The sequence below is a fragment of the Kribbella sp. C-35 genome, from assembly GCF_046549195.1.
In the GTDB taxonomy this organism is placed as follows: Bacteria; Actinomycetota; Actinomycetes; order Propionibacteriales; family Kribbellaceae; genus Kribbella.
Window position 1 is genome coordinate 1,228,617 of the sequence record NZ_JAJPWG010000002.1, and the last position, 23,336, is coordinate 1,251,952.

Consider the following 23,336-nt stretch of genomic DNA (forward strand, 5'->3'; position numbering starts at 1 on the left):
GATCGCCCGGCACCGGAATGATGAGGAATGCATGAGAGCTCTGGTGCCTTCGGGTGACCGCACCGCACAATGCCCGTATGCCGTCAGCGCAGATCACCGAGCCGTTCGTCGTCAAGCGCCACGGGCTCGGTACGACGAAGACCGCGCTCACGCTCGGCACCGTGGTGTTCGGCCTGATGGTGACGCTGACGCTCGCGATCGTCGTGGTGCAGGCGATCCGGGGCGCGTCGATCCGGGAACCGCTCGAGGCGGTGTGGCTGAGCTGGGGCGGTACGCCGCTGATCTTCGCGGTCGGGCTGCCGATCCTGCTCGTGGTCGGTGCGATCACCGCGCTGGAGGAGCGCCGCGAGGACGACGCCGACGACGTACTGCTGACCGTGGACGACGCCGGCATCTACCTCGGCGGTGAGCAACCGCGCACGATCCCGTGGGGCGAGGTCCGCGGCGTCTGCCGGCTCGAACGCCAGGACAGTGAAGAGACGTGGGAGCCGCGGCTGGTCGTCATGCTCGTCGACGAGGACGCACTGCCCCGCAGTACCAAGGCCTGGGGCCCGTCCTGCCCGTGGCCCGGCAGCCACGAGATCCTCGCCCGCTCCCTCCCGTACGACGACTTGGTCACGGCGATCGCCCAACGTGCCCCGCACATCCAGGTCACCAACCGCGGCCGCGTCGAGGACTGATCGCCGGTTACCGTCGGGACATGACGGCTCCTGACATCAGTAGTGCGGAAGAGCAGGCGCGGTACCAGCGTGGGCTGGAGGTTCTCAGCGGTATCGACGGCGGCGGCGCACCTGCCGTGATGGACAGCCTCGGGGACATCGCCCCGGCACTCGCGCATCACATCGTGGCATTCGGCTTCGGTGACCTCTACTCCCGGCCGGCGCTGGCTCCCCGGCAACGCCAGCTCGTCACCCTCGGGATCCTGGCCACGCTCGGCGGCTGCGAACCCGAACTGGAGGTGCACATCAAGACCTCCCTCAACGTCGGCCTCACCCCGGCAGAGATCGTGGAGACCTTCATCCACACCGCCGGGTACGCCGGTTTCCCGCGCGCGATCAACGCGATCACGGTCGCCAAGAAGATCTTCGCCGAACGCAACCTGCTGCCGGTCACGGAAGGATGAGCTCCATGGCACACCTCGTCTACTCAGCCATCGCCTCGCTCGACGGGTACATCGCCGATGCCGACGGGTCCTTCGACTGGGCCGCGCCGGACGCGGAGGTGCACGCCTACGTCAACGACCTCGAGCGTCCGAACGGCACCTACCTGTACGGCAGCCGGATGTACGCCACGATGGCGTACTGGGAGACCGCCGACGACCTGGCACCGGTGAGCCGCGACTACGCCGAGATCTGGCGAGCCGCCGACAAGATCGTCTACTCCCGCACCCTGCCCGCGGTCACCACCGCCCGCACCAGCCTGGAACGCGACTTCATCCCCGCCGAGGTGGCCGACCTCAAACAATCCTCCGAGACCGCCATCTCGATCGGCGGCGCGAACCTCGCCGGCCAGGCCCTGCTTGCCGGCCTGGTCGACGAGATCCACCTGTTCCTCGTCCCGCACATCGTCGGCGGCGGCACGCGAGCCCTCCCCGACGGTCTCACCGCCGGCTTGGAACTCACAGCCGAGCGCCGCTTCACCAGCGGCTTCGTCCACCTCCACTACCAGGTGACGAACTAGCCCTTCGGGCCGAGCACTTTCTCGAGGGATTCAGCCCACGCGTGCGGCATCCGGCGGGGTCCGGGAACAAGCAATAGCTGGTCGCCAGCCCCCATCGCCTGTTCCGGTGCGATCCAGTCCTGTACTGCGGAACATTTCTGCCACCAGGTGCAACATTTGTTCCGCAAACAACCACACCCGCTCGTCCGCACACCCCACGCCTGCGGCTGGGGCGGCCATGGGTTGGTGTCTAGTTGTTGGAGGGTTGGCGGACGTGGGTGTACTTACCAGCGGTCACAGCACCGGTCATCCCAGCGCCTGCTAGCCCTTCGGGCCGAGGAGTTTCTCGAGGTCGGTCAGGACGTCCATTGCGCCGATCGGGCCGAGGCCGAGGAACCAGACCTCGTCGTCGACGCGGGCCGACTTGCCGGCCTTGACGGCGGGCAGGGACTTCCAGAGGTTGCCGTTGACAACCTTGTTCTCGTCGGTGGTGTCGGGCTTGCCGTAGCTGGAGTAGAAGATCCAGTCGCCGACGGCCTGGCCGATGTTCTCCTGGGAGACCTCGACGGCGAGGTCCTGCACGTCCTGGATCTTCGGGCGCGGCAGGCCGATGTCCTTCAGGATGACGCCGATGAACGACAGGTTGCCGTACAGCCGGATCTCCCCCGGTCGGAACCGGACCAGCGAGATCGTCGGCGTACCCTGCACCTTCGACTTCACCTCGTCCGCACGCTTCTGGTAGTCGTTCAGGATCCCGGTCGCCTTGGTCTCCTCACCGACCGAGTCCGCGACCAGCAGGAAGTTCTCCTTCCACGGGAACCCGGGCCGGATGCTGAACACCGTCGGCGCGATCGCGCTCAGCTGCTTGTACAGGTCGTTGGCCCGCAGCTTGCTGCCGAGGATGAGGTCCGGCTTGAGCGCCGCGATCGCCTCGAGGTTCAGCTCGCTGATCCCGCCGACGGTCTTGATCCCCTGCGCCTTGTCGACGAGGTACGACGGTACGCCGCTCTGCCCCGCCGTCGTCGCCATCCCGACCGGGGTGATGCCCAGCGCCAGTACGTCGTCCAGCTCGCCGCTGTCCAGGACGACGACCCGCGACGGCTTCGCCGGGATGTCGGTCGAGCCGAGCGCGTGCTTCACCGTCCGCGGGAACGCCCCCGGCGCGGCGTCCGAGCCGAGTTTCGCGGTCTCCGCGTCGGCGGTCTTGAACAGCCGCCCGCCGGTCGCCACTTCCTTGTCACCGACGCCGGCGTCCGCACTCTTGGTGTCCCCGCCACCACACCCGGCCAGCACCAGCACAGCCGCCGCCACCACGATCCCGATCGCTCTCTTCACAACCGCTGACCCTACAACAACCCAACTAAGGCAACCCTAACCAGGTCCACTTTGAGCGCCCACCAACCAGTTTCGGCGCCTGGAAACGGTTGGTGGGTGCTCAAAGTGAAGGCACGAGGTGGCGGTGCTCGCCGGCGGCGAGGGTGAGGGTGACGGGGGCGTCGGTGGCGAGCGCGATCCGGTGGGTGCCGGCGTGGGTCGCGTGTACGACGGCCTGTGTCAGTACGCCGTTCTGCCAGGTGACGTCGAAGGACAGGCCGCCGCGTGCCCGCAACCCGCGGAACGAGCCGTCGGGCCAGTCGGAAGGCAGTGCTGGTAGGAGGCGGATGACGTCGGTGTGGCTCTGTAGGAGCAGTTCGGGGATGCAGCCGGTGAGGCCGAAGTTGGCGTCGATCTGGAAGATGTCGCCGTCGCGGTGCAGCAGGTTGCCCGAGACGAGTCGGCTCAAGTAGTCCTGGATCTCCTCGACGGCCCGCGACGGCTCGAACAGCCGCGCCCACAACGCCACCAGCCACGCCGCGGTCCAACCACCGTTGGTGGCACCCGCGGTCCGCAGCTCCAGTGACGCACGAGCCGCCGCGGCGAGTTCCGGCGTACGCACGGGGTCGATCTCGGCGCCTGGGTGGAGGCCGTAGAGATGCGACTGGTGCCGGTGCTGCGGCTCCGACGGCTCCCAGTCCGTCGGCCACTCGTGCAGTCGTCCGTCCGGCGTAATCCGCACCGAAGGCAAACGATCGCGCGCGGCGGCGGCCCGCACGGCAAGGTCCGAGTTCAGCCCCAGGACCGCTGAAGCTTCGACCAGGTTCGCGAACAGCTCGCGGATCAACCAGATGTCGTACGTCGACGTGAGATCGACCGATGCCTTCGCGCCGGAAGGCAGCACGAAGTGATGCTCCGGCGCAGTCGATGGAATGAACTGCAACCGCTCGCCGTCGTCGACGAGCATCGCCAGGACGAACTCCGCAGCGCCCGCGATCAACGGATACGCCCGCTCCCGCAGGAAGTCGACGTCCACCGTGAACCGGTAGTGCTCCATGAGATGCGCCGTCAGCCACACCCCACACGTCGCGCACATAGACCACACCGGATCGTCCCCGCCGTCGCCGACAGGCCAGGTCGCCCGCCAGATGTCCGCGTTGTGGTGCGACACCCAGCCGGGCGCGTCGTACAAGATCCGCGCCGTGTGAGCACCAGACGAAGCCAGGCCTTCGAGCAGGTCGGTGAGCGGGTCGAAGCACTCGCTCAACCCGGTCAGGTCGGCCAGCCAGTAGTTCATCTGGGTATTGATGTTGTTGGTCCAGTCACTGGCCCACATCGGCCGCCGGTCCTGGTTCCAGATGCCCTGCAGGTTGGCCGCCTGCGTCCCAGGGCGGGAGGACGCGATCAACAGGTACCGGCCGAGGTTGAAGGCCAGCGCGACCAGATCCGGATCGTTGCCCCCGGCAGCGACCGCCTCGATCCGCTCGTCGGTCGGCAGATCGACAGGAACGCCGAGCTCCAGCGACGCCCGGTCGTACAACGCCGCGTGATCCTCGACGTGCCGCTCCCGAAGCTTGTCCACGGCAACCGCATCGAGTACCGCGACCGCCTCCTGCAACGCGACCAGAGGATCGCGGCCGGGCGGCACCGACCAGCCCGCGAAGGTGCTCGCCGCCGACAGCAGCACGGTCACCCGAGAAGCCCCGCGGACCGCGACTCCGGCCGCCGAGGTCGTGACGCCACCACCTTCGGAGACGACGCGGAGCGCGACACCGAACCCGATCCCGCGCCCTTCCTCGTAGCGGATCGGGTCCGGACTCTCCCGGTACTCGATCGTCAGGTCCGACGGCGCCCGCCCGACGATCCCATAGGTGCCATCGGCAACTTCCACCGCGATCGGATGCTGACTTTCCAGCCCGAGATCGAGATTGATCGCCCCGGGCTGGTCCGCCGTGATCGTCCACGCCAGCACCTGGTCCGGCGCGGACACGAAGGTCTCGCGCCGGAACCTGGTGCCGTCCACTGTGTAGTCCACGCCCACGACGCCGGTGCTCAGGTCGAGCGTGCGCCGGTACTCCGTCGCAGTACCGCTCGACCGGATCACCAGGTCGGCAAGTGGCTGGTACGACTCCACCAACGGCCCCTGCAGAGCACGGGTCCGCTCGGTGGCCGCCAGCTGATCACCGTCCTCCAGCAACAACCGGCGTACGTCGGCCAGCACCGCCGGCCCGTCCGGGACGGTCAGCGTTCGCGGACCGTCACCGGACCAGACGTCGTCGAGGTTGAGCGCGATCCGCTCGTCGGTAACCCGGCCGTACACCTTCGCGCCGAGGTGCCCGTTGCCGAGCGGCAACGCCTCGAACCAGTCTGCCGCGGGGCTGCGGAACCACAGGAGGTGTGACAACTACTTGCTCCCGGACTTGTACTTGTCGTAGGCCTGCTGGTTGATCTCCAGGTACCGCGGCATGCCGGTGCTCTCGAGCCCCTTCACGTACGCGTCCCAGTCGGTGTCGAGGTTCTTCGAACCGGTGATGAAGGCCAGCTGGTTCTGGTTGACGTAGGTGTTCAGGTTGGTCTGCAGCGTCGCGAGCTCGCCGCTCAGACTCGGGTCCGGCCAGACGAACGTCGACGGGAACCACTGCGCCTTGTCCTCGTGGCCCTCGTACAGCTTGGTCGCCTCCCACAGCCGCCGCTCCAGGCCGGCGCCGGTGTAGATGTCCTTCGGCACGACCTGCGCGTTCCGGAAGGCCAGCGTGTTGTTGTACTGACCGAGCGCGCCCCAGCTGATGTTCTTCGGCGCGTCCTGCTTCGGCTTGTACAGCGCCTTCGTGCTGGCGTCGAGCGCGATGTCACCGGCGGCGGGCTTGGTCCAGCCGACGCCCTCCGGGCCCATGTTGGTGATCATCTGACCCTCGTCGCTGTAGATCCAGTCGAGCATCTTGATCGCCGCGACCTGGGCCTCCTTGCTGGCCTTGTTGGTCAGCATGAACGTATATCCGGTCGAGGTTGGGTGGTTGTACCCGGTGTAGCTCTTGCCCTCCGGACCGGTCAGCGGCGGCACCGCGTCGTACTGCTTGTCCCGGCCGTCCTTCGAGTCCAGCTGGACGAAGATGCCCGGCCACAGCACCGGCACCGAGCCCAGTACGACGGCCTTCGGGTTGTTGCCCTGGGCCTGCAGCGCCTGCGCGTTCTGGGTGAACGCGGCCTGGTCGATCAGACCGTCCTTGTAGAGGCCGTGGATGTACTTCAGGCCTTCCTTCCACTGGTCCGAGGTCACCGGCGTGGTGACCTTGTCGCCGTTCAGGGTGAGCAGCGACCGGACGCCGTTGTTCGCGCCGACCGGGTCGTAGGCGAACGCGTTCATCAGGTACGCGATCAGGCTGCTGTCCTGCGGGTCGGTGGTCATCGGGATCTCGTCGGCCTTGCCGTTGCCGTTCGGATCCTTGGTCTTGAACGCCTCGAGCACCTTGCGCAGGTCGTCGGTGGTCTTGGGCACCTGCAGGCCGAGCTTCTTCAGCCAGGTGCTGTTGATCCACAGCTTGTCCGGGTACGTGCAGTGGAAGCAGTCCGCCCACTGCGGGAGCGCGTAGATGTGACCGTCGGGCGCGGTCGCCATCTCCTTGTACTCCTTGTTGTCGTCCAGGACCTTCTGGATGTTCGGCGCGTTCTCCTTGATCAGGTCTTCCAGCGGTACGGCGATCCCCTGCTGGCCGAGCTTGAGCACCTCGGCCTGGGTGAACGCGTCGATCCACGGGATCAGGAAGAACAGGTCCGGGTAGTCGCCGCTGGCCAGCGAGATCTGCCGCTTCTCCTTGGCCGGGCCGGCGTCGTACGTCGTGGTCTGCCAGCGGAACTGGATCTTGAACTTGTCGCTGATGATCTTGGTCACCGCGTTGGTGTCCATGTTGGTGCTCTGGTCGGACGGCGTGAAGGTGTCGATGACGACCTTGCCGTCCGCCGATGTCTCGTTCGCCGCACCCTTGCCGGACTTGTCCGAGCTGCAGGCGGCCAGGACGAGCGCGCCGGCTGCTGCCAGCGCGACGACCTTGCTCACGGATGAGCGCATTGCGGTGTTCCCTTCTGTACTTAGCCTTTGACCGCGCCGACCATTACGCCCTTGGTGAAGTGGCGGGCGACGAACGGGTAGATGATCAGTACGGGCAGGCTCGAGATGACGATGAGCGCGTACTTGAGGACGTTGGCCAGCTGTTGCTGTTCGAGCTGCTGGGCCAGACTCGTCGTGGTGGTGGACCCGGTGAGGGTGTTCAGGATCAGCACGTTCCGCAGCACGATCTGCAACGGGTAGAGCCCCGGGTCCTTGAGGTAGATGAGGGCGTCGAAGTAGCTGTTCCACTGGAAGATCGCGTACATCAGCGCGATCACCGCGATCACGGGCCTGGACAGCGGCAGCACGATCGACCACAGGAACCGCAGGTCGCTCGCACCGTCGATGGTGGCCGCCTCGTACAGCTCGTCCGGGATCGTGCTGCGGAAGAACGTCCGCGCGATGATCACCTGCCAGACCCCGATCGCGCTCGGGATCACCATCGCCCACCGGGTGTTCAGCAGGCCGAGGTCCTGCACCACCAGGTACGTCGGGATCAGGCCGCCCGAGAACAGCATGGTGAAGATCAGCACGCTCATGATCACGTTCCGGCCGAAGAACGTCCGGCGGGACAACGGGTACGCGATCGCGATCGTCAGCGTGACGCTGATCAGGGTCCCGCCGATCGCGTAGATGAACGAGTTCAGGTAGCCCTTCATGATCAGCGGATCGCTGAAGGCCTCCTTGTACGCCCGCAGGCTCGGCTCGATCGGCCACAGCAGCACCCGGCCGGCACTCACCGCCGACGGGCTGCTGAACGAGTTCGCGACGATGTAGATCAGCGGGACGGCGACCAGGATCAGCGCGATCCACAACATGACCTTCACACCGAGCAGGAAGATCTTGTCGGTGCGCGTCTCCTCGATCGTGGTGCGTTCCGACCGGTTGCTCCCCGACGTACGCCGGAATCCTTGCAGAGTGATGCTCATGACCAGAGTCCGTTTCCGGTGATGCGCTTGGCGGCGAAGTTCACGCCGAGCAGCAGGAACAGGTTGATCACCGAGTTGAAGAGCCCGATGGCGGTCGCCATGCTGAAGTCGGCGTTCAGCAGACCGGTCTTGTAGACGTAGGTGGCGATGATCTCGGACTGCGCGGTGTTCAGCGGGTTCTGCAGCAGGAAGGCCTTCTCGAACCCGATCGACATGATGTTGCCGACGCCCAGCACCAGGATGATCACCGCGGTCGGCATGATGCCGGGCAGGTCGACGTTCCGGATCCGCTGCAGCCGGCTGGCGCCGTCGATCCGCGCGGACTCGTGCAGCGCCGGGTCGATCCCGGACAGCGCGGCGAGGTAGATCACCGCGGAGTACCCGGTGGTCTGCCAGACGTCGGACCAGACGTAGATGTGCCGGAAGTAGTCCGGGTTACCGAGGAAGTCGACCGACGGTACGCCGAACAGCCCGATCGCGTCGTTGACGAACCCGAGCCGCGGCGACAGCACCAGGATCGTCATCGAGACCACGACCACGGTGGAGATGAAGTACGGCGCGTAGGTGACCAGCTGGACGGTCTTCTTGAACCGGCCGTTGCGGATCTCGTTCAGCGCGATCGCCAGGATGATCGGGATCGGGAAGCTCGCGAGCACCGTGTAGACCGACAGCAGGAACGTGTTCTTCACCAGGGTCCAGAACACCGGGTTCTGGAAGAACAGTTCGAAGTTGCGGAAGCCGACCCAGTCACTGCCCCACGGGCCCTTGACCGGGCTGTAGTTCTTGAACGCGATCACCGCGTTCGCGATCGGGACGTACTTGAAGATCACGAAGTACGCGAGCGGTACGACGATCAGCAGGTAGAGCTGCCAGTGCCGCCCGAGACTGCGCCGGGCCTGGGTCCGGCGACTCGTTCGCGGTGGTTTCCGGGCGCTCGCCGCGGCCGGCGGCGCCGTTGCCGCCGGTGCCGGTTTCACCTCGAAGGTTGCGCTCACTCCGCATCCTTTCCCTCACGCGCTGGAGTGGAACCGATATCCGATAGGATCTCGGGTTTCGCTATCCCGGAGGATGACACACAACCCCGGCGCAGCGGAAGACTTCCGGCCCGGGTCGATACCGGACGGTGACCGATGAGCTCAGATCCCTTGTAGGTAAGGGTTTTCCGGCGTTGCCCCCAGCAACTACCGGTCGCGGAACGACGAATGATCCGATGGCTCGCCACCGGATCCGGGCATACGTCGATCACACCCGGGGTCGCTCTGAGCCACCGACACCGGACCGATCCAGATTTTATTTCTGCTGTTAACTATGTCGCAGTCAACCCGCCGACAGCGGTCCATGTCAAGACCTGACCTCAGCCAGCTGCCGGTCGATCATGTCGTCGTCGAAACGGCCCGCCTGCCGGCCGTTCCAGAGCTCGGCCATCACCATCAACACCCGGAACACAACCCGCAACGGCTCGATCGCAGCCAGCTCATGTTCAGCCAGCGGCTCGACGGCGGCTCGCTGGTAGCCGGCCAGCATCTCCGGCTGCACCCTGGCGATCACGAGCTCCCAGACACGACTGTCCAGGTGGCACAGATCGAAGTCGATCACCCCGGCGAGTCGGCCGCCCTCGTCGAAGTGCAGATTCCAGCTCGCGAAGTCCCCGTGCACGATCGTCTGCGGCAACCCCAACAGGTCGTGCTCCCGCACCAGCTCCTTGGCACCGTCCATCGCGTGCGCGGCCCGGTCGGCAAGGTCGGGCCGCTGCGCGCGGAGCAGGTCGACGCCGCGGTCCCAGCCCTGGAACTCCGCCATCGCGTCCAGGTCCGCGGCCTGGAAGAACCCCGGCCGCGAGCCGAGTTCGAGGTCGCTCAGGTCCGCGTGCAACCGCGCGAGCACCTCGCCGCGCTCGCTCTGCTGCGCCGCGGTCTCGTCCTGGTGTGGTTGGCCTGGTACGAAACGGGTGGCTGCCCAGAGTCGCTCGTCGTACTGGATCGGGCCGGCGATCTGCGCGGGGACGCACCAGCCGCGCGCTGTCAGGTGATCGAGCACGCGGGTCTCGTAAGTGAGGTCCTCTTCAGTCCTCAGCAGGTGGTAGCGGCGGAGGATGCGGTGCTCGCCGTTGGTGGTCCAGAGATGCCAGTTGCCGTTGCGGACCGAGTCCTCGTCACCGGGCCGGGTCGGCTCCAACCGCGTCGCCTCGAGCCCCAGTGCATGCACCACATCAGCCAGCGCGGTCATTTCTGCATCCTGGCAGGTTGGGATAGTTGGCCGCATGGAGTTTGTGGACGGTCGGGTCGTCGTCGACGGGGTCGTGGTGGGGTCGGCCGGGATGCGGTGGTGGGACGAGGCGGACGGGACCCGGTTGTATTTGCTGACGGGTGAGGTTGAGGCGGCGTACCAGCGACGTGGGTACGGGCGGCGGATCCTGGCTTGGCAGGAGGAGCGGGCCCGCGAGGCGGCGGTTGGGATCTCGGGTACGGCGGTGTTGGGGACCAATCCGGTGTCCGAGCGGGATCTCGCCTTGGTGCGGGCCGCAGGGTACGAGGTGGCGTTGACGCGAGTGCGGATGACGATGCCGCTCGTCGCGCCGAGCGAGGGTGAGCTTCCGGACGGGGTGGAGTTGCGGCCGGCGTCAGCGTTACTCCGGGCCAATCACGCTGCGTTGTGGAAGTCCGGCGTACGGGAGGCGTCGCTGTGGACCGTGCTGGAGAACCCGACGGGGAGCGTCGCGCTGTACGAGCGGGCCGGCTACCGCGTCGTCGAGCGGCAGCCGCGGTACCGGAAACCGATCGAAGGGCGACGAGAAACCTGACCCGACCATCACGGGGGAACGGCCGGGCCAGGCATTACTGATAGTACCCCTGATCACCAACCGGGGTCGCTAATTCGAAGGCAGACGCGCCGCGTCTCCCCTACCCTGTTCGCCATGCGTACTCGCTCCTGAAAGCGCACTACCGCGGCCCTGCCGCCGTCCGTGCGCCACGCAAGCGTTTGACCGTCCGGTCGGCGCTTCGTCCTGCCCGGAACGCGCTTTCAGGAGCCACTCACGATGTCTGCTTACCGGTCTGCCGACCCCACCTGGACGTACTACGTCTACAACGCCGCCTGGTCCTTCCTGGCCGCCCTGTCGTTCACGCTCAACCTCGTGTACTACGTCCGCGATGCCGGACTCAACCCGCTGCAGATGGTCCTGGTCGGGACCACGCTCGAGCTCACCTGCTTCCTCTTCGAGATCCCCACCGGCATCGTCGCCGACCTGTACAGCCGCCGGCTGTCGATCGTGATCGGCTTCGTGCTGATCGGCGCCGGCCTCCTGCTCCAGGGCCTCGTCCCCGCGTTCCTGGCGATCCTCGCCGCGCAGGTGCTGTGGGGCGTCGGCTACACGTTCACGTCCGGCGCCGACCAGGCTTGGATCACCGACGAGATCGGCACCGAACGGGCCGGCCGGGTATTCGTCCGCACCCAGCAGTTGGAGCTGGCCGCGAAGATCGCCGGTACGGTCACCGCCGGCGGTCTCGGACTGATCAGCCTGCCGTTGCCGATGGTGATCTCCGGCGCCGGGACGATGTTGCTCGGCCTGCTGCTCGCGGTGTTCATGCGTGAGCAGAACTTCCATCGCACGCCGCGCGAGGAGCGCGAGACGTTCCGGCAGATGGCCGAGACGTTCAAGCACGGTCTGGCGGTCGCCCGGCGGCGTCCCGTCGTACGGACGCTGGTGGTCATCAGCCTGATCGCGGGACTGTCCAGCGAGGCGTTCGACCGGCTGTGGTCGGTGAAGCTCTTGACCTTCAGCTTCCCGACCGTGTTCGGTACGTCGGACCCGGCACTCTGGTTCACCCTCCTCGCGCTGGCCGGCACCGTCCTCTCGCTGGGCGCGTCGCTACTGCTGAACCGCTTCTCCGCCGAACGCCTGCAGGCCTCGCACCCGACCGGCATCCTCGCGACGCTCGCCGCGCTGGACGTCCTCGGCATGTTCCTGTTCGTGTTCGCCGGGAACCTCTGGCTCGCGCTCGCGGCGCTCTGGTTGCGGCAGATCGCCGCCACCGTCTCGATTCCGATCCACTCCGGCTGGCTGAACCGGCACGTCGACTCCCGTTCCCGGGCCACCGTGCTCTCGATGGTGTCGCAGGCGAACGCGATCGGTCAGGTCGTCGGCGGCCCGCCGCTCGGCGCCCTCGGCCGTACGTCGTTGCGCGGCGCACTGCTCGCGTCCGCGTTCATCTGGCTACCGATCCCGGCGCTGTACCTGCGCCTCAGGGAAGCCCGTACTACCGAGAAGCAGGCCGTCTGACGGTACCTGCACGCAGGCACAACCCCGGAATCAGCATCCGAACCCGCCGAAATCCGGGGTTATGCCTGCGTGGCGGTGCAAGTTGACTTACTCGTCGATCTTGATGCGGACCGCTTCGCGGCGGTTGTCGCGGGCCGTCTTGAGCAGGCTGGCGACCGTGGTGACGAACAGCGTGCCGATGATGAAGCCGAGTGAGGTCAAGATGCCGATGTGCGGCAGGTGGATCGCGCCGATGTCGTCGATGTGCGAGCCGTGCAGCGCTTCGATGATCAGCTTCACGCCGATGAACGCGAGGATCACCGACAGGCCGACGTTCAGGTAGACGATCCGCTCCAGCAGGCCGCCGATCAGGAAGTACAACTGCCGCAGGCCCATCAGCGCGAACGCGTTCGCGGTCAGCACGATGTACGCGTCCTGGGTGAGCCCGAAGATCGCCGGGATCGAGTCCAGCGCGAAGATCACGTTCGCCATCCCGATCGCGGAGATCACGATCACCAGCGGGGTGAGCATCCGGCGGCCACTGGTCCTGGTGACCAGCTTGGCGCCGTCGTAGTCGTGCTGCAGCGGCAGGATCCGGCGCATCCCGCGGATCACGACGTTCTCCTGGAAGTCGGACTCGTCGTTCTCACCCTCGATCGCCAGCCGCACCGCGGTGTAGACCAGGAACGCGCCGAAGATGTAGAACACCCAGCTCGCCGCCGAGATCGCCGCCGCGCCGGCGAGGATGAAGATCGCCCGGAGCAGCATCGAGACCACGATGCCGATGTACAGCACCTTGTCCTGCGCCAGGCTCGGTACGGCGAACCGCGCCATGATGATCACGAACACGAACAGGTTGTCGACGCTCAGGCTGTACTCGGTGATGTACCCGGCGACGAACTCGCTGCCCGACTGCCCGGGGCTGAACAGGAACAGCCCGAGCGCGAACAGCCCGGCCAGGCCGACGTAGAACAGCACCCAGCGGGTGGCGTCCTTGATCGTCACGGTGTGGTTGCGGCGCGCGATCACGATCAGGTCGAACGCGACGATCGCGAGCAACCCGGCGATCGTCAGCACCCAGACGGCAGGGGACATGACAGAGACCATGACGAACCTCCGGACGTCGGCGTACAGCTGGCTTGGTCCGGAGGTCTCTCCCACCCGGCTGATCTCGTGCTCGATCAGTGCGGGCCGGCAGCACCGGTTCGGCCGTCCAGGCCTCCCGTGATGACGACGCTGCCGTGGCGGGATACTCCCCTCCACAAACGCGCCAAGTGTATAGGGTCCCGATCTATCTCACCGTTCACCAGGTCACACCCGACACGTCTGTCATGATCGTATACCGCATACAGACTTCACCGCTAGAGGTCTCAATGAGACACCGATGTCTCATATGAGGTACGCTCGTCTCATGGCTGTTGATCGGGATCAGGTACTGCGGGCCGCCGCGAATCTGTTGATGCGGAAGCCCTCCGCGACGATGGACGAGGTGGCTCGGGCCGCCGGGATCAGCCGCGCCACGCTGAACCGGCAGTTCGCCGGGCGGGACGCGCTGGTCCGGGCGCTCGAGGAGCTCGGCATCGCCGAGTGCGAGGCCGCAGCGGAGCGGGCGGCCGTCGACGACGGTCCGGCCCCGGACGCCGTACGGCGGCTTGTGCGAGAACTGGAGCCTGCCGCGGGACTGCTCGCGTTCCTGTACTCCGAGAACCAGTTGTTCGAAGGCGACGAGCAGAACGAGGGCTGGGCCCGGCTCGACGCCCGCATGGTCGCGTTGTTCCGGCGCGGTCAGGAGGCCGGCGAGTTCCGGATCGACCTCAGCCCGGTGTGGCTGACGGAAGCGCTCTACGGGCTGCTGGTTTCCGCGGCCTGGGCGATCTGCGAAGGCCGCGTGGCTCCCAAGGACTTGAGTTCGAACGTCACCGAGTTGTTGCTCGGCGGCGCACTACGGAGAGAGAAATGAAGCAGCAAGCCATCACACGGCCGAGGCGCTGGCTCGCGCTCGGCGTACTCGTGCTGGCCGTGCTCCTCGTCGCAGTCGACGCGACGGTGCTCGGCCTCGCGACTCCATTCCTGTCCGAGGATCTGAAGCCGTCGGGTACGCAGCTGCTGTGGATCGGCGACGCGTACTCGTTCGTGCTCGCCGGGCTGCTCGTGTCGATGGGCAGCCTCGGCGATCGGATCGGCCGCAAGCGCATCCTGCTGATCGGCGCGACGGCGTTCGGCGCGATCTCGGTGCTGAACGCGTACGCGAACTCGGCCGAGCTGATGATCGTGGCGCGAGCACTGCTAGGGGTCGCGGGCGCGACGCTGATGCCGGCCACACTCGCCCTGATCCGCAACCTCTTCCACGACCCGCGGGAGCGCAGTGTCGCGATCGGGATCTGGGGCGCCGCAGCGTCGGCGGGGATGGCGATCGGCCCGATCGTCGGCGGCGTACTGCTGGAGAACTTCTGGTGGGGTTCGGTCTTCCTGATCAACCTGCCGGTGATGGCGGTGCTGGTCGTCGTCGGCGCTCGCCTGCTGCCCGAATCACGCAATCCGAAGCCGGGTCCCTGGGACCTGCCGAGCGTGGTGCTGTCGATGGTCGGGATGATCGGGATCGTCTACGCCATCAAGGAGTTCGCGGCGCACGGCTTCGGCTGGATCCCGCTGGCCGCGGGCGTGGTCGGCGCGATCGCGCTCTACGGTTTCGTACGTCGTCAGCGTCGGCTCCCGATCCCGTTGCTGGACCTGCGGTTGTTCCGCAGCCGTGGTTTCAGCAGCGCCGTACTGGCCGATCTGCTCACGATCCTCGGGCTTTCCGGGCTGATCTTCTTCCTGTCGCAGTACCTGCAACTGGTGCAGGAGCGGCGGCCGATCGAGGCTGGGCTCGCGGAGTTGCCTGCCGCAATCGGTGCGATCGTCGCCGGTCTGCTCGCCGGGCAGGTGGCGCGCCGGTTCTCGGTGCGCGCGGTCGTGGCCGGTGGACTCGCGGCGATCGGGCTGGCGCTCGCGGCGCTCACCACGATCAGCCAGGACACCGGATATCCGTTGCTCGGGGCGGCATTGCTCGTGGTCGGGGCGGGAGCTGGGTTCTCGTTCACTGTCACCGCCGACGTGATTCTGGCCGCCGTACCGAAGGAGGAAGCGGGCGCGGCGAGTGCGGTGTCCGAGACGGCGTACGAGCTCGGTGCGGCGCTTGGGATCGCGCTGCTCGGATCGATCGTCACCGGCGTCTACCGCGACTTCACCGGTCCTGCGGGCACGCCTGCCGCGGCTCACGAGTCACTCGGAGGAGCGGTCGAGGCGGCTGCACAGCTTCCGCCGGCCGCGGCGGCTCAGTTGCTCGACGCGGCGCGAGAGTCCTTTGCCCACGGCGTTTCCATCGCCGCCGGCGTCGGCGCTGCAGTCCTGCTGATCACCGCGGTCGTCGCCTGGTTCCTGCTCCGCGGCCAGCAACTCAGCACGAGTTCGACACAGGAACACTAGGCAAAAAGTTTCCGTTTCTTCGATTACCTCTGGGAGATTCCGCCGGATCGGAGTACAAAGAGTTCTTGTAGGTCTTACCGCCCCTAGACCTGGAGGAATCTGTCATGGCCGGAATCAGTGCCGAAGCCTCGTGGTTCTGTTGTGGGAACGCATGGGGACCCTGTGGAAGCGCCGGGCACGGCGCCTGCGGGACGTGCAACTCGGGAAGCATGCAGCACGCGTGGCCGAACACCTCGGACGCGTGCTACGCCATCACTCGCCCGGACAGCTGCGGGATCACCGGGATGTCCCGGCGTACCTGCGGTTTCCGGCACGCCACCACCAGCCCGTGTACCGGAAAGCGGATCGTCACGTCGATCGCCGACTGCGGCCCGCAGACCGACCTGTTCTGTGGCGAACGCTCCTGCTGCGGCGGGAACTGCGCCTCGAACCGGGTCATCGACTTCACGCCGGCCGCGTTCAGCGCGCTCGGCCTCAGCCTGAGCAGCGGCCTGTCCCCCGTGACGATCGACGTGGCCTGAGAGGAGAACCGAGATGACATCCACGATGGACCGCCGCTCGCTGCTCAGCCGCGCTGCCCTCGGTGCGACCGGACTGGTCGCCGCAACCGCGATGGGATCGCTCGCTCCGGAGACGGCGTTCGCCGCCACCCAGCAGTTCGCCGACGCGGGTCAGCCGGACCCGAACTTCGCCGAAGGTCTGATCATGGGCCGGAACCAGGATCTCCTGCAGGTACAGGGATCCGACGGTCGGCTGCACCGGATCCAACTGACCGGGGTGACGAGTGTCTGGAAGCTGCGCCCGACCACGATCGACCAGGCCCGGATCGGCGACGGCCTGTACGCGCGCGGCGTACTGCTGCCGGACGGGATCCTGGCCGCCGAGGCGATCTGGGTCAACATCGTCAACCTGACCGTCGCGATCACGGCGATCGGACGGAACGGCGTCCAGTTCGACCACCACGGGCAGAAGGTCGTCGGGCACGTGCAGTCCGGGACCACGGCGGCCGTGTACAACGGCACGCCCGCGGTGTCGGACCTGTCGATGCTCAAGGTCGGCCGGCACGCCCAGGTGATCGGCGCCTGGCGACCGGGGACCAACGAGATCGACATTGCGACCATCTATACGTCGAACTGACATGGGTACCGTGGCGGCTGCTCAGCCGCTCTTGATCGGGTTACTCCTGCTCTGGTCGTCGTACGGCAAGCTCACCTCGCCCGACCAGTCCGAACGTACGGCGCTCCCCCGCCTGGTCGGCGAGTCCCGCGCGAAACCCGCCTACCAAGCCGTCGCCGCGATCGAGGCTCTCATCGCCCTGGCCCTTCTCCTACCGCCTTTCTGGGCGATCGAGGTAGTCGCTGCTGTCGCGCTGGCCGTCGGCTTCACCGGATTCCTGATCTACTCGAAGATCGTCGTACCTGAGGCATCCTGTGGCTGCATGAAGGCCTCGGCGAAACCTGTTGACGGGCGGGCGATCGCACGCGCCTTGTTGCTGCTGGCAACATCATCCCTGGCCACCACGGCTTCGACCGGGTGGTGGTCGGCGGGTGCAGGTGTACTCGTGCTCGTCGTCGAGGCGGCGGCGTTCGCGATGCTGTCCGCCGAGCTCGACCGGTACTGGCTGCTGCCACTGCGGCGGTTCCGGATCCAACTCAGCCACCCGTACGCCGGTACGGCGTCCGACGACACGCCGCTCGCCGCGACGCAGCGGCGGGTCCTGCTCAGCCCGGCGTACCGCGCGGTCGACGGGTTGCTGCGTTCAGACATCCACGACTATTGGGACGACGACGACTGGCGGTTCGTGAGCTACGCCGCCAGGTACGACGGCCGCCGCGCGACCGCCGTCTTCGCCGTACCGCACCAAGACGCCGCACCGGAGTCGATCCGGGTAGCGGTCGTCGACGAGGAAGGTCTGACGTTGTATCGGCCTACCGTGCTGGCCACGACCGGGTAGGGACCGCCAGGCCATCACAATCGCCCCTCCGCCGCTCCCGTCACGCTCGTCGTGGCGGGAGCGGCTGCGTTGTGATGGCCTGGCGATCGCGCTGTTGACATTGAGCTCCATCATTAGGAAGCTTTCCTAACAGTTAGTCCCCTGCAGCTCCTCCGCCCCGGAACACCAGGAGACCTCATGAAACCCCGCTCGATCTGGGCCATGACCGCGCTGGCTGTCGCCACGCTCGGGCTCAGCGCTCCCCCAGCCGCTACCGCGGCGGCCACCGACTACCAAGCAGAGGACGCGACCGTCTCGCAAGGCGTGGTCGAGTCCAACCACACCGGCTACACCGGCACCGGCTTCGTCAACTACGACAACCTCGTCGGCAGTTACGTCGAGTGGACCGTGACGGCCCCGGCCGGCCCGGCGGACGTGACACTGCGGTACGCGAACGGTACGGCGGCCACGCGGCCGATGGACTTCACCGTCAACGGGCAGCCCGGCGCCGTCGGCATCACGTTCCCCGGCACGGGCGCGTGGACGACCTGGCAGACCAGGACCGTCCGCCTCCAGCTCGCCGCCGGCACGAACAAGATCCGCGCCCGCGCGACCAGCGCCGACGGCGGACCGAACGCCGACAAGCTGACCGTCACCCCGACCACCGACGACACCACTCCCCCGTCGGCGCCCGGCGACCTGACCGTCAGCGACGTCAAGTCGAACGCCGCAACCTTCCATTGGACTGCGGCAAGCGACAACGTCGGCGTGGTCCGGTACGAGATCAACCGCGGCGGCAACGTACTGAAAGTTGTCGACGGCAACACGCTGTCCGCGACCGTCGACACGTTGACGGCGAACACGTCGTACGACATCTCCGTCGGCGCGTTCGATGCCGCGGGCAACGCTTCGCAGCAGAGCAATGTGGTCACGTTCACCACGCCGGGCAGCGGCGATACGCAACCGCCGACCGTGCCCGGGAACCTGCACTCGACCGGCGTCACCGCGAACAGCGTGTCGCTGGCGTGGAACGCGTCCACCGACAACAGCGGGAGCATCGCCGGGTACGACGTGTACCAGGGCTCGACGAAGGTCGCGTCGACCGGTTCGCTGACCACGACCGTGACCGGGCTGACGGCGAACACGGAGTACACGTTCACCGTCAAGGCTCGCGATCCTGACGGCAACGCGTCCGGTGCGAGCAACGCGGTCACGGTCCGTACGGCGACGACGGGCGCCGGCGGGATTCCGGCGTACGACAAAGACATCGCGAAGGTCGATCTCGGATGGAGTGTGGCGTTTCTGCCGGACGGGTCCGCGCTCGTGACCGAGCGGGACCGGTTCGAGGTCGTGCGGGTGACGGCGGCCGGGCAGAAGACGACGCTCGGGAAGGTGCCGGGCGTGGTCACGACCACCGGAGAAGGCGGTCTGCTCGGGATCGCGCTGTCGCCGAATTTCGCCAGCGACCACTGGGTGTACTTCTACCACACGGCGTCCGGCGACAACCGGATCGTGCGGATGAAGTACGAGAACGGGCAGCTCGGTACGACGTCCTCGCCGGTGCTCACGGGGCTCGCGAAGAACCGGTACCACAACGGCGGACGGATCGCGTTCGGTCCGGACGGGAAGCTGTACGCGACCGTTGGTGACGCCAAGAATTCCGGGAACGCGCAGAACAAGGGCTCGCTGAACGGGAAGATCCTGCGGATGAACCCGGACGGCAGCGCGCCGAGCGACAATCCGTTCTACAGTACGGGCGGCAACGCGAGGTACGTGTGGAGCTGGGGGCATCGGAACCCGCAAGGTCTGGCGTGGGACTCGCGGGGTCAGTTGTGGGCGGCCGAGTTCGGTGAGAACAGTCAGGACGAGCTCAACCTGATCCAGAAGGGCGGCAACTACGGCTGGCCCGCGTGCGAGGGGACGATCGGTGACTGCGGCGGGTACATCGCACCGAAACGGACTTGGTCGACGTCACAGGCCGGACCGAGCGGCATCGAGATCGTCAACGACTGGATCTACATCGCGGGCGTAACCGGCGAGCAGTTGTGGGTCACGAAGATCAACTCGGCCGGTACCGGCGTCGGGACACCGCAGGCGCTGTTCTCCGGCCGGTGGGGACGGCTGCGGAGCATCACCCGCACACCGGACGGCGCGCTGTGGCTCACCTCCACCAACAACGACAAGAACGGCGGCACCCCGTCCACGATCGACAACGTGATCGTGCGACTCAAGTTCCCGTAGTACGCGACGAGCCGGCTCCCGTCACCCCGGGAGCCGGCCGAAGTCGGCGTAGACCGGGGTTCCGGTGGTTAGGGATTGGTGGGCGAGGGTTAGGCGGCGGGTCATGGAGGGGCGGAGGCGGGGGGCTGCTTCGGCGAGGGTCAGGTAGTGGTGGGCTCGGGCTTCGGTGGGGTCGAGGGTGAGGGTGGGGTTGTCCAGGATGCCGCCGTCGAAGACGAAGGCGAGGGAGTCCGACCACGGGCCTTGGGCGGGGACCCAGTCGACGACCAGGAGGCGGCCGATCTCGAGGTCGAGGCCGATTTCTTCCCGCACCTCGCGGCGGCAGGCCTCGTACGGCGACTCGTCGGGCTCGACGATGCCGCCGGGGATGTCGAGCGTGGGTTTGTAGGTGGGTTCGAGGAAGAGGATCCGGCCGGCCCGGTCGCGGATGAGTGCGCCGCCGGCGGCGGTCTTGCGGGGGAAGCGGGCCGCGATGCCCGGGTTGAACTCCTTCTCCGGCTCGCCTTCGGCAGCAAGGTCGTCCAATCGATTCACGCCTCCAGTGTCGACTACCTGCTGAGCTCGGTCGGCTGCGGGCAGCTACCCACTCGACGGTTGCCGTGGATCGGCGCATTCTGAACCAGCAGACAGCGCGCGGAGGGGTCTGAGGCGCTGGGAAGTGGGGGACGAGATGTGGGGTCTCGGCAGGACCGCGCGCGGGCGCGGACGGATCAGCATGGCGGTCGCGATGCTCCTGGTCGCCGCCGTACTCACGCACGGCGCGGCCGGGGCGGCGACGTTGCCGACCGGTTTCCGTGACTCGGTCGTCCTGAGCGGGCTGACCAACCCGACGGTGCTGCAGTTCGCGCCGGACGGGCGGATCGTCGTCGGTCAGAAGAACGGCGTGATCAAGATCTTCCAGAGCCTGACGGACACCAGTCCGGTCACGGTCGCCGACCTGTCGACCCAGGTCGGCGACTACTGGGACCGCGGCCTGCTCGGCCTCGCCGTACCGCCCAACTTCCCCGCCAGCCCGTACATCTACGTGCTCTATGCGTACGACGCGGCGATCGGCGCGACCGCGCCGCGGTGGAACGACGCCTGCCCGACCCCACCCGGCCCGACCACCGACGGCTGCCTGGTGTCGGCGCGGCTGTCCCGGCTGCAGATCAGCGGCAACGTCATGACCGGTCCCGAGCAGGTGCTGATCAACGACTGGTGCCAGCAGTTCCCCAGCCACTCGGTCGGCACGCTGCTGTTCGGGCGCGACGGCTACCTGTACGTCAGCGGCGGAGACGGCGCCAGCTTCAACAACGTCGACTACGGCCAGTACGGCGCGACGTACGCCGGCGACCAGGCGAACCCGTGCGGCGATCCGCCCGGTTCGGTCGGCACCGCGCTGACCGCACCGAACGCGCAAGGTGGGGCGCTGCGCAGTCAGAGCATCCGCCGTCCCAGCGGTCCGGCCACTCTCGACGGTGCGATCCTGCGCATCGACCCGAGTACGGGCGCCGGCGTACCTGGCAACCCGTTCTTCTCCTCGACGGATCCGAACGCACGGCGGATCGTTGCCTACGGCACCCGCAACCCGTTCCGGATGACGCAGCGCCCGGGGACGGACGAGCTGTGGATCGGCGATGTCGGGTGGAACACGTGGGAAGAGATCAACCGGGTGGTGGCGCCGACGGCAGCGCACAACTTCGGCTGGCCCTGCTATGAGGGCTCGGCCGCGCAGGGCGGGTACCAGGGTGCCGGGTTGTCGTCGTGCTCGACGCTGTACTCGGCGCCTGGTGCGGTCGTCGCGCCGTACTACGCCTACAACCACAGCGCCTGCGTCGTGAACTACACCGGTTGCCGCACCGGTGGTTCGTCGATCACCGGGATCGCGTTCTACCAGAGCGGGTCGTATCCGGCGGAGTACAACGGCGCGCTGTTCTTCGCCGACCATTCACGGAACGAGATCTGGGCGATGCTGCCCGGCACGAACGGTCTGCCGGATCCGGCCAGACTGCGCTCGTTCGTAGGCGTCGACTCGACGGGTGGGGCGGCCGGGCATCCGGTCGACCTGAAGATCGGTCCTGGCGGCGACCTGTTCTACGTCGACATGGAGAGCGGCCTCGTACACCGCATCACGTTCACGGCCGCCAACCAACCGCCGACCGCGGCCTTCACGGCAACTCCGGCCAGCGGACCTGTTCCGCTGACGGTCAATTTCAACGGCACCAGCTCCTCCGATCCGGAAGGTGGGGCGCTCACGTACTCGTGGGATCTCAACGGTGACGGCACCTTCGGGGACGCGAGCGGCGCGACGGCGACGTACACCTACAACTCAGCGGGGGTCTATCACCCGAGCCTCCGGGTGACGGACAACCAGGGAGCGACGGACACGACGTCGGTCACGGTCACGGCCGGCAACACGGCGCCGACGGCGGTGATCGACACGCCCAGTTCGAGTCTCACGTGGAAGGTCGGCGACCAGATCGCGTTCAGCGGCCATGCGACCGACCCGCAGGACGGGCCGCTGCCGACGTCCGCGCTGAGCTGGAAGCTGTTCCTGCATCACTGCATCACGCCGTCGGACTGCCACGCGCACGAGTTGCAGACGTTCGGCGGTACGTCGGGATCGTTCGCGGCGCCCGACCACGTGTATCCGTGCTGGCTCGAACTGCAGCTGACCGCGACCGATTCCGGAGGGCTGTCCTCGACGACGACACGCCGCCTCGACCCGCGGACCGTCGTACTCACGTTCCGGACCAACCCGGGCGGACTCAACCTGACCAACATGGTCGTCAACGAGGCACCCCGCTCGACCCCGTTCTCCGTCACCGTCGTCGTCGGCTCGGCGAACTCGGTCAGCGCCCCGTCCCCGCAACAGTTCAACAAGTTCACCTACTACTTCGTCGCATGGTCCGACGGAGGCCCGCAGGACCACACCATCACCGCGCCCGCGGTCAACACCACCTACACAGCCACCTACCGCAAACGCTGATTTGTCGGAGCGCCCCTCTAGCGTCGTACCTTCACAAGCAGGAGGTACGACGATGCTCAGAGGACGATCCGCGAAGGGGCACTGGTTCGGGACGGTGATCGACGCACCGGATCCGCAGGCGCTCGGCCTGTTCTACCACGAGGTGCTCGGCTGGGAGATCCACAAGAACGAGCCGAACGAGTTCACCCTCGCGGTCCCCGGCAACTCCGAGACGTACCTGGCGTTCCAGGCGCAAACGTCTGCGCCGTGGGAACGCCCGGTCTGGCCGGCCGCCGAGGGCCGGCAACAGATGATGATGCATCTGGACATCGAGGTAGGCGACCTCGATGCCGCGGTCGAGCATGCCGTAGAACTCGGCGCCACCCTCGCCGACTTCCAGCCCCAGAGCAACGTCCGCGTCCTGCTCGACCCAGCAGGCCACCCGTTCTGCCTCTACGCCGACGGCTGAGCTCAGGGCAACC

Annotated in this window: 22 protein-coding genes; 14 read left to right on the forward strand and 8 right to left on the reverse strand. The window is 67.1% G+C overall.

Going from position 1 to position 23,336, the window contains the following annotated elements:
- Positions 1 to 77: 77 nt before the first annotated feature.
- The 3 genes from ACLJOO_RS18355 to ACLJOO_RS18365 are packed head-to-tail and all read left to right on the forward strand — an operon-like array spanning position 78 to position 1,680.
- Entirely contained in the window at positions 78 to 680 is a 603-nt protein-coding gene (locus tag ACLJOO_RS18355; RefSeq protein WP_410788379.1) for a hypothetical protein, read from the forward strand.
- A gap of 20 nt (positions 681 to 700) precedes the next feature.
- Entirely contained in the window at positions 701 to 1,123 is a 423-nt protein-coding gene (locus ACLJOO_RS18360; protein WP_410788380.1) for a carboxymuconolactone decarboxylase family protein, read from the forward strand.
- A gap of 5 nt (positions 1,124 to 1,128) precedes the next feature.
- Complete coding sequence (locus tag ACLJOO_RS18365) at positions 1,129 to 1,680, forward strand: dihydrofolate reductase family protein (protein ID WP_410788381.1); 552 nt, start codon at positions 1,129 to 1,131, stop codon at positions 1,678 to 1,680.
- A gap of 300 nt (positions 1,681 to 1,980) precedes the next feature.
- Here the strand turns inward: ACLJOO_RS18365 and ACLJOO_RS18370 are convergent, their stop codons facing one another.
- The 6 genes from ACLJOO_RS18370 to ACLJOO_RS18395 form a co-directional block, all read right to left on the reverse strand.
- Positions 1,981 to 2,994, reverse strand: a complete 1,014-nt coding sequence (locus tag ACLJOO_RS18370; RefSeq protein WP_410788382.1) for an ABC transporter substrate-binding protein — start codon at positions 2,992 to 2,994, stop codon at positions 1,981 to 1,983.
- 100 nt (positions 2,995 to 3,094) lie between these two features.
- Positions 3,095 to 5,377 carry a glycosyl hydrolase family 95 catalytic domain-containing protein gene (locus tag ACLJOO_RS18375; protein ID WP_410788383.1) on the reverse strand — a complete coding sequence of 761 codons (2,283 nt, stop codon included), beginning with the start codon at positions 5,375 to 5,377 and terminating at the stop codon, positions 3,095 to 3,097.
- Positions 5,378 to 7,039 (reverse strand): ABC transporter substrate-binding protein, encoded by a 1,662-nt coding sequence (locus ACLJOO_RS18380; protein WP_410788384.1) that lies wholly within the window; start codon positions 7,037 to 7,039, stop codon positions 5,378 to 5,380.
- Between the two features lie 20 nt (positions 7,040 to 7,059).
- Positions 7,060 to 8,007, reverse strand: coding sequence for a carbohydrate ABC transporter permease (locus ACLJOO_RS18385; protein WP_410788385.1), 948 nt, complete (start codon positions 8,005 to 8,007; stop codon positions 7,060 to 7,062).
- The gene (locus ACLJOO_RS18390) at positions 8,004 to 9,002 is read right to left on the reverse strand and encodes an ABC transporter permease (protein ID WP_410788386.1); all 999 of its coding nucleotides are present in this window, start codon (positions 9,000 to 9,002) and stop codon (positions 8,004 to 8,006) included. Before ACLJOO_RS18390 ends, ACLJOO_RS18385 begins: the two co-directional genes overlap by 4 nt.
- A gap of 346 nt (positions 9,003 to 9,348) precedes the next feature.
- Positions 9,349 to 10,233: a phosphotransferase enzyme family protein gene (locus tag ACLJOO_RS18395; protein WP_410788387.1), complete on the reverse strand. Its 885-nt coding sequence runs from the start codon at positions 10,231 to 10,233 to the stop codon at positions 9,349 to 9,351.
- 34 nt (positions 10,234 to 10,267) lie between these two features.
- Between ACLJOO_RS18395 and ACLJOO_RS18400 the strand changes: the two genes are divergently transcribed.
- A complete protein-coding gene (locus ACLJOO_RS18400; protein WP_410788388.1) occupies positions 10,268 to 10,807 on the forward strand; it encodes a GNAT family N-acetyltransferase in 540 nt (179 codons plus the stop codon).
- Between the two features lie 237 nt (positions 10,808 to 11,044).
- A complete protein-coding gene (locus ACLJOO_RS18405) occupies positions 11,045 to 12,286 on the forward strand; it encodes an MFS transporter (protein WP_410788389.1) in 1,242 nt (413 codons plus the stop codon).
- Positions 12,287 to 12,373: 87 nt separating this feature from the next.
- On the opposite strand, the gene ACLJOO_RS18410 is transcribed toward ACLJOO_RS18405, so the two are convergent.
- A complete protein-coding gene (locus tag ACLJOO_RS18410; RefSeq protein WP_410788390.1) occupies positions 12,374 to 13,360 on the reverse strand; it encodes a TerC/Alx family metal homeostasis membrane protein in 987 nt (328 codons plus the stop codon).
- On the opposite strand from ACLJOO_RS18410, the gene ACLJOO_RS18415 reads away from it, so the two are divergent.
- The 7 genes from ACLJOO_RS18415 (at position 13,359) to ACLJOO_RS18445 (ending at position 19,907) form a co-directional block, all read left to right on the forward strand.
- Entirely contained in the window at positions 13,359 to 13,493 is a 135-nt protein-coding gene (locus ACLJOO_RS18415; protein ID WP_410788391.1) for a hypothetical protein, read from the forward strand. The genes ACLJOO_RS18410 and ACLJOO_RS18415 overlap by 2 nt on opposite strands.
- A gap of 183 nt (positions 13,494 to 13,676) precedes the next feature.
- Positions 13,677 to 14,225 (forward strand): TetR/AcrR family transcriptional regulator, encoded by a 549-nt coding sequence (locus ACLJOO_RS18420; RefSeq protein ID WP_410788392.1) that lies wholly within the window; start codon positions 13,677 to 13,679, stop codon positions 14,223 to 14,225.
- Complete coding sequence (locus tag ACLJOO_RS18425; protein WP_410788393.1) at positions 14,222 to 15,733, forward strand: MFS transporter; 1,512 nt, start codon at positions 14,222 to 14,224, stop codon at positions 15,731 to 15,733. The genes ACLJOO_RS18420 and ACLJOO_RS18425 overlap by 4 nt, the downstream gene beginning before the upstream one ends.
- A gap of 209 nt (positions 15,734 to 15,942) precedes the next feature.
- On the forward strand, positions 15,943 to 16,254 hold the full coding sequence (locus ACLJOO_RS18430) for a hypothetical protein (RefSeq protein WP_410788394.1): 312 nt from the start codon (positions 15,943 to 15,945) through the stop codon (positions 16,252 to 16,254).
- 13 nt (positions 16,255 to 16,267) lie between these two features.
- The gene (locus tag ACLJOO_RS18435; protein ID WP_410788395.1) at positions 16,268 to 16,870 is read left to right on the forward strand and encodes a cell wall protein; all 603 of its coding nucleotides are present in this window, start codon (positions 16,268 to 16,270) and stop codon (positions 16,868 to 16,870) included.
- Between the two features lies 1 nt (position 16,871).
- Positions 16,872 to 17,687 (forward strand): MauE/DoxX family redox-associated membrane protein, encoded by an 816-nt coding sequence (locus ACLJOO_RS18440; protein ID WP_410788396.1) that lies wholly within the window; start codon positions 16,872 to 16,874, stop codon positions 17,685 to 17,687.
- 177 nt (positions 17,688 to 17,864) lie between these two features.
- A complete protein-coding gene (locus ACLJOO_RS18445; RefSeq protein ID WP_410788397.1) occupies positions 17,865 to 19,907 on the forward strand; it encodes a PQQ-dependent sugar dehydrogenase in 2,043 nt (680 codons plus the stop codon).
- A 21-nt stretch (positions 19,908 to 19,928) separates the two neighbouring features.
- Here ACLJOO_RS18445 and ACLJOO_RS18450 read toward each other — a convergent pair whose 3' ends face one another.
- Positions 19,929 to 20,441, reverse strand: a complete 513-nt coding sequence (locus ACLJOO_RS18450; protein WP_410788398.1) for an NUDIX domain-containing protein — start codon at positions 20,439 to 20,441, stop codon at positions 19,929 to 19,931.
- Between the two features lie 124 nt (positions 20,442 to 20,565).
- Here ACLJOO_RS18450 and ACLJOO_RS18455 point away from each other — a divergent pair, with 124 nt between their 5' ends.
- Both ACLJOO_RS18455 and ACLJOO_RS18460 read left to right on the forward strand, forming a co-directional pair.
- Positions 20,566 to 22,875 carry a PQQ-dependent sugar dehydrogenase gene (locus ACLJOO_RS18455; RefSeq protein ID WP_410788399.1) on the forward strand — a complete coding sequence of 770 codons (2,310 nt, stop codon included), beginning with the start codon at positions 20,566 to 20,568 and terminating at the stop codon, positions 22,873 to 22,875.
- A 52-nt stretch (positions 22,876 to 22,927) separates the two neighbouring features.
- Positions 22,928 to 23,323 carry a VOC family protein gene (locus tag ACLJOO_RS18460; RefSeq protein ID WP_410788400.1) on the forward strand — a complete coding sequence of 132 codons (396 nt, stop codon included), beginning with the start codon at positions 22,928 to 22,930 and terminating at the stop codon, positions 23,321 to 23,323.
- Positions 23,324 to 23,336: the final 13 nt, after the last annotated feature.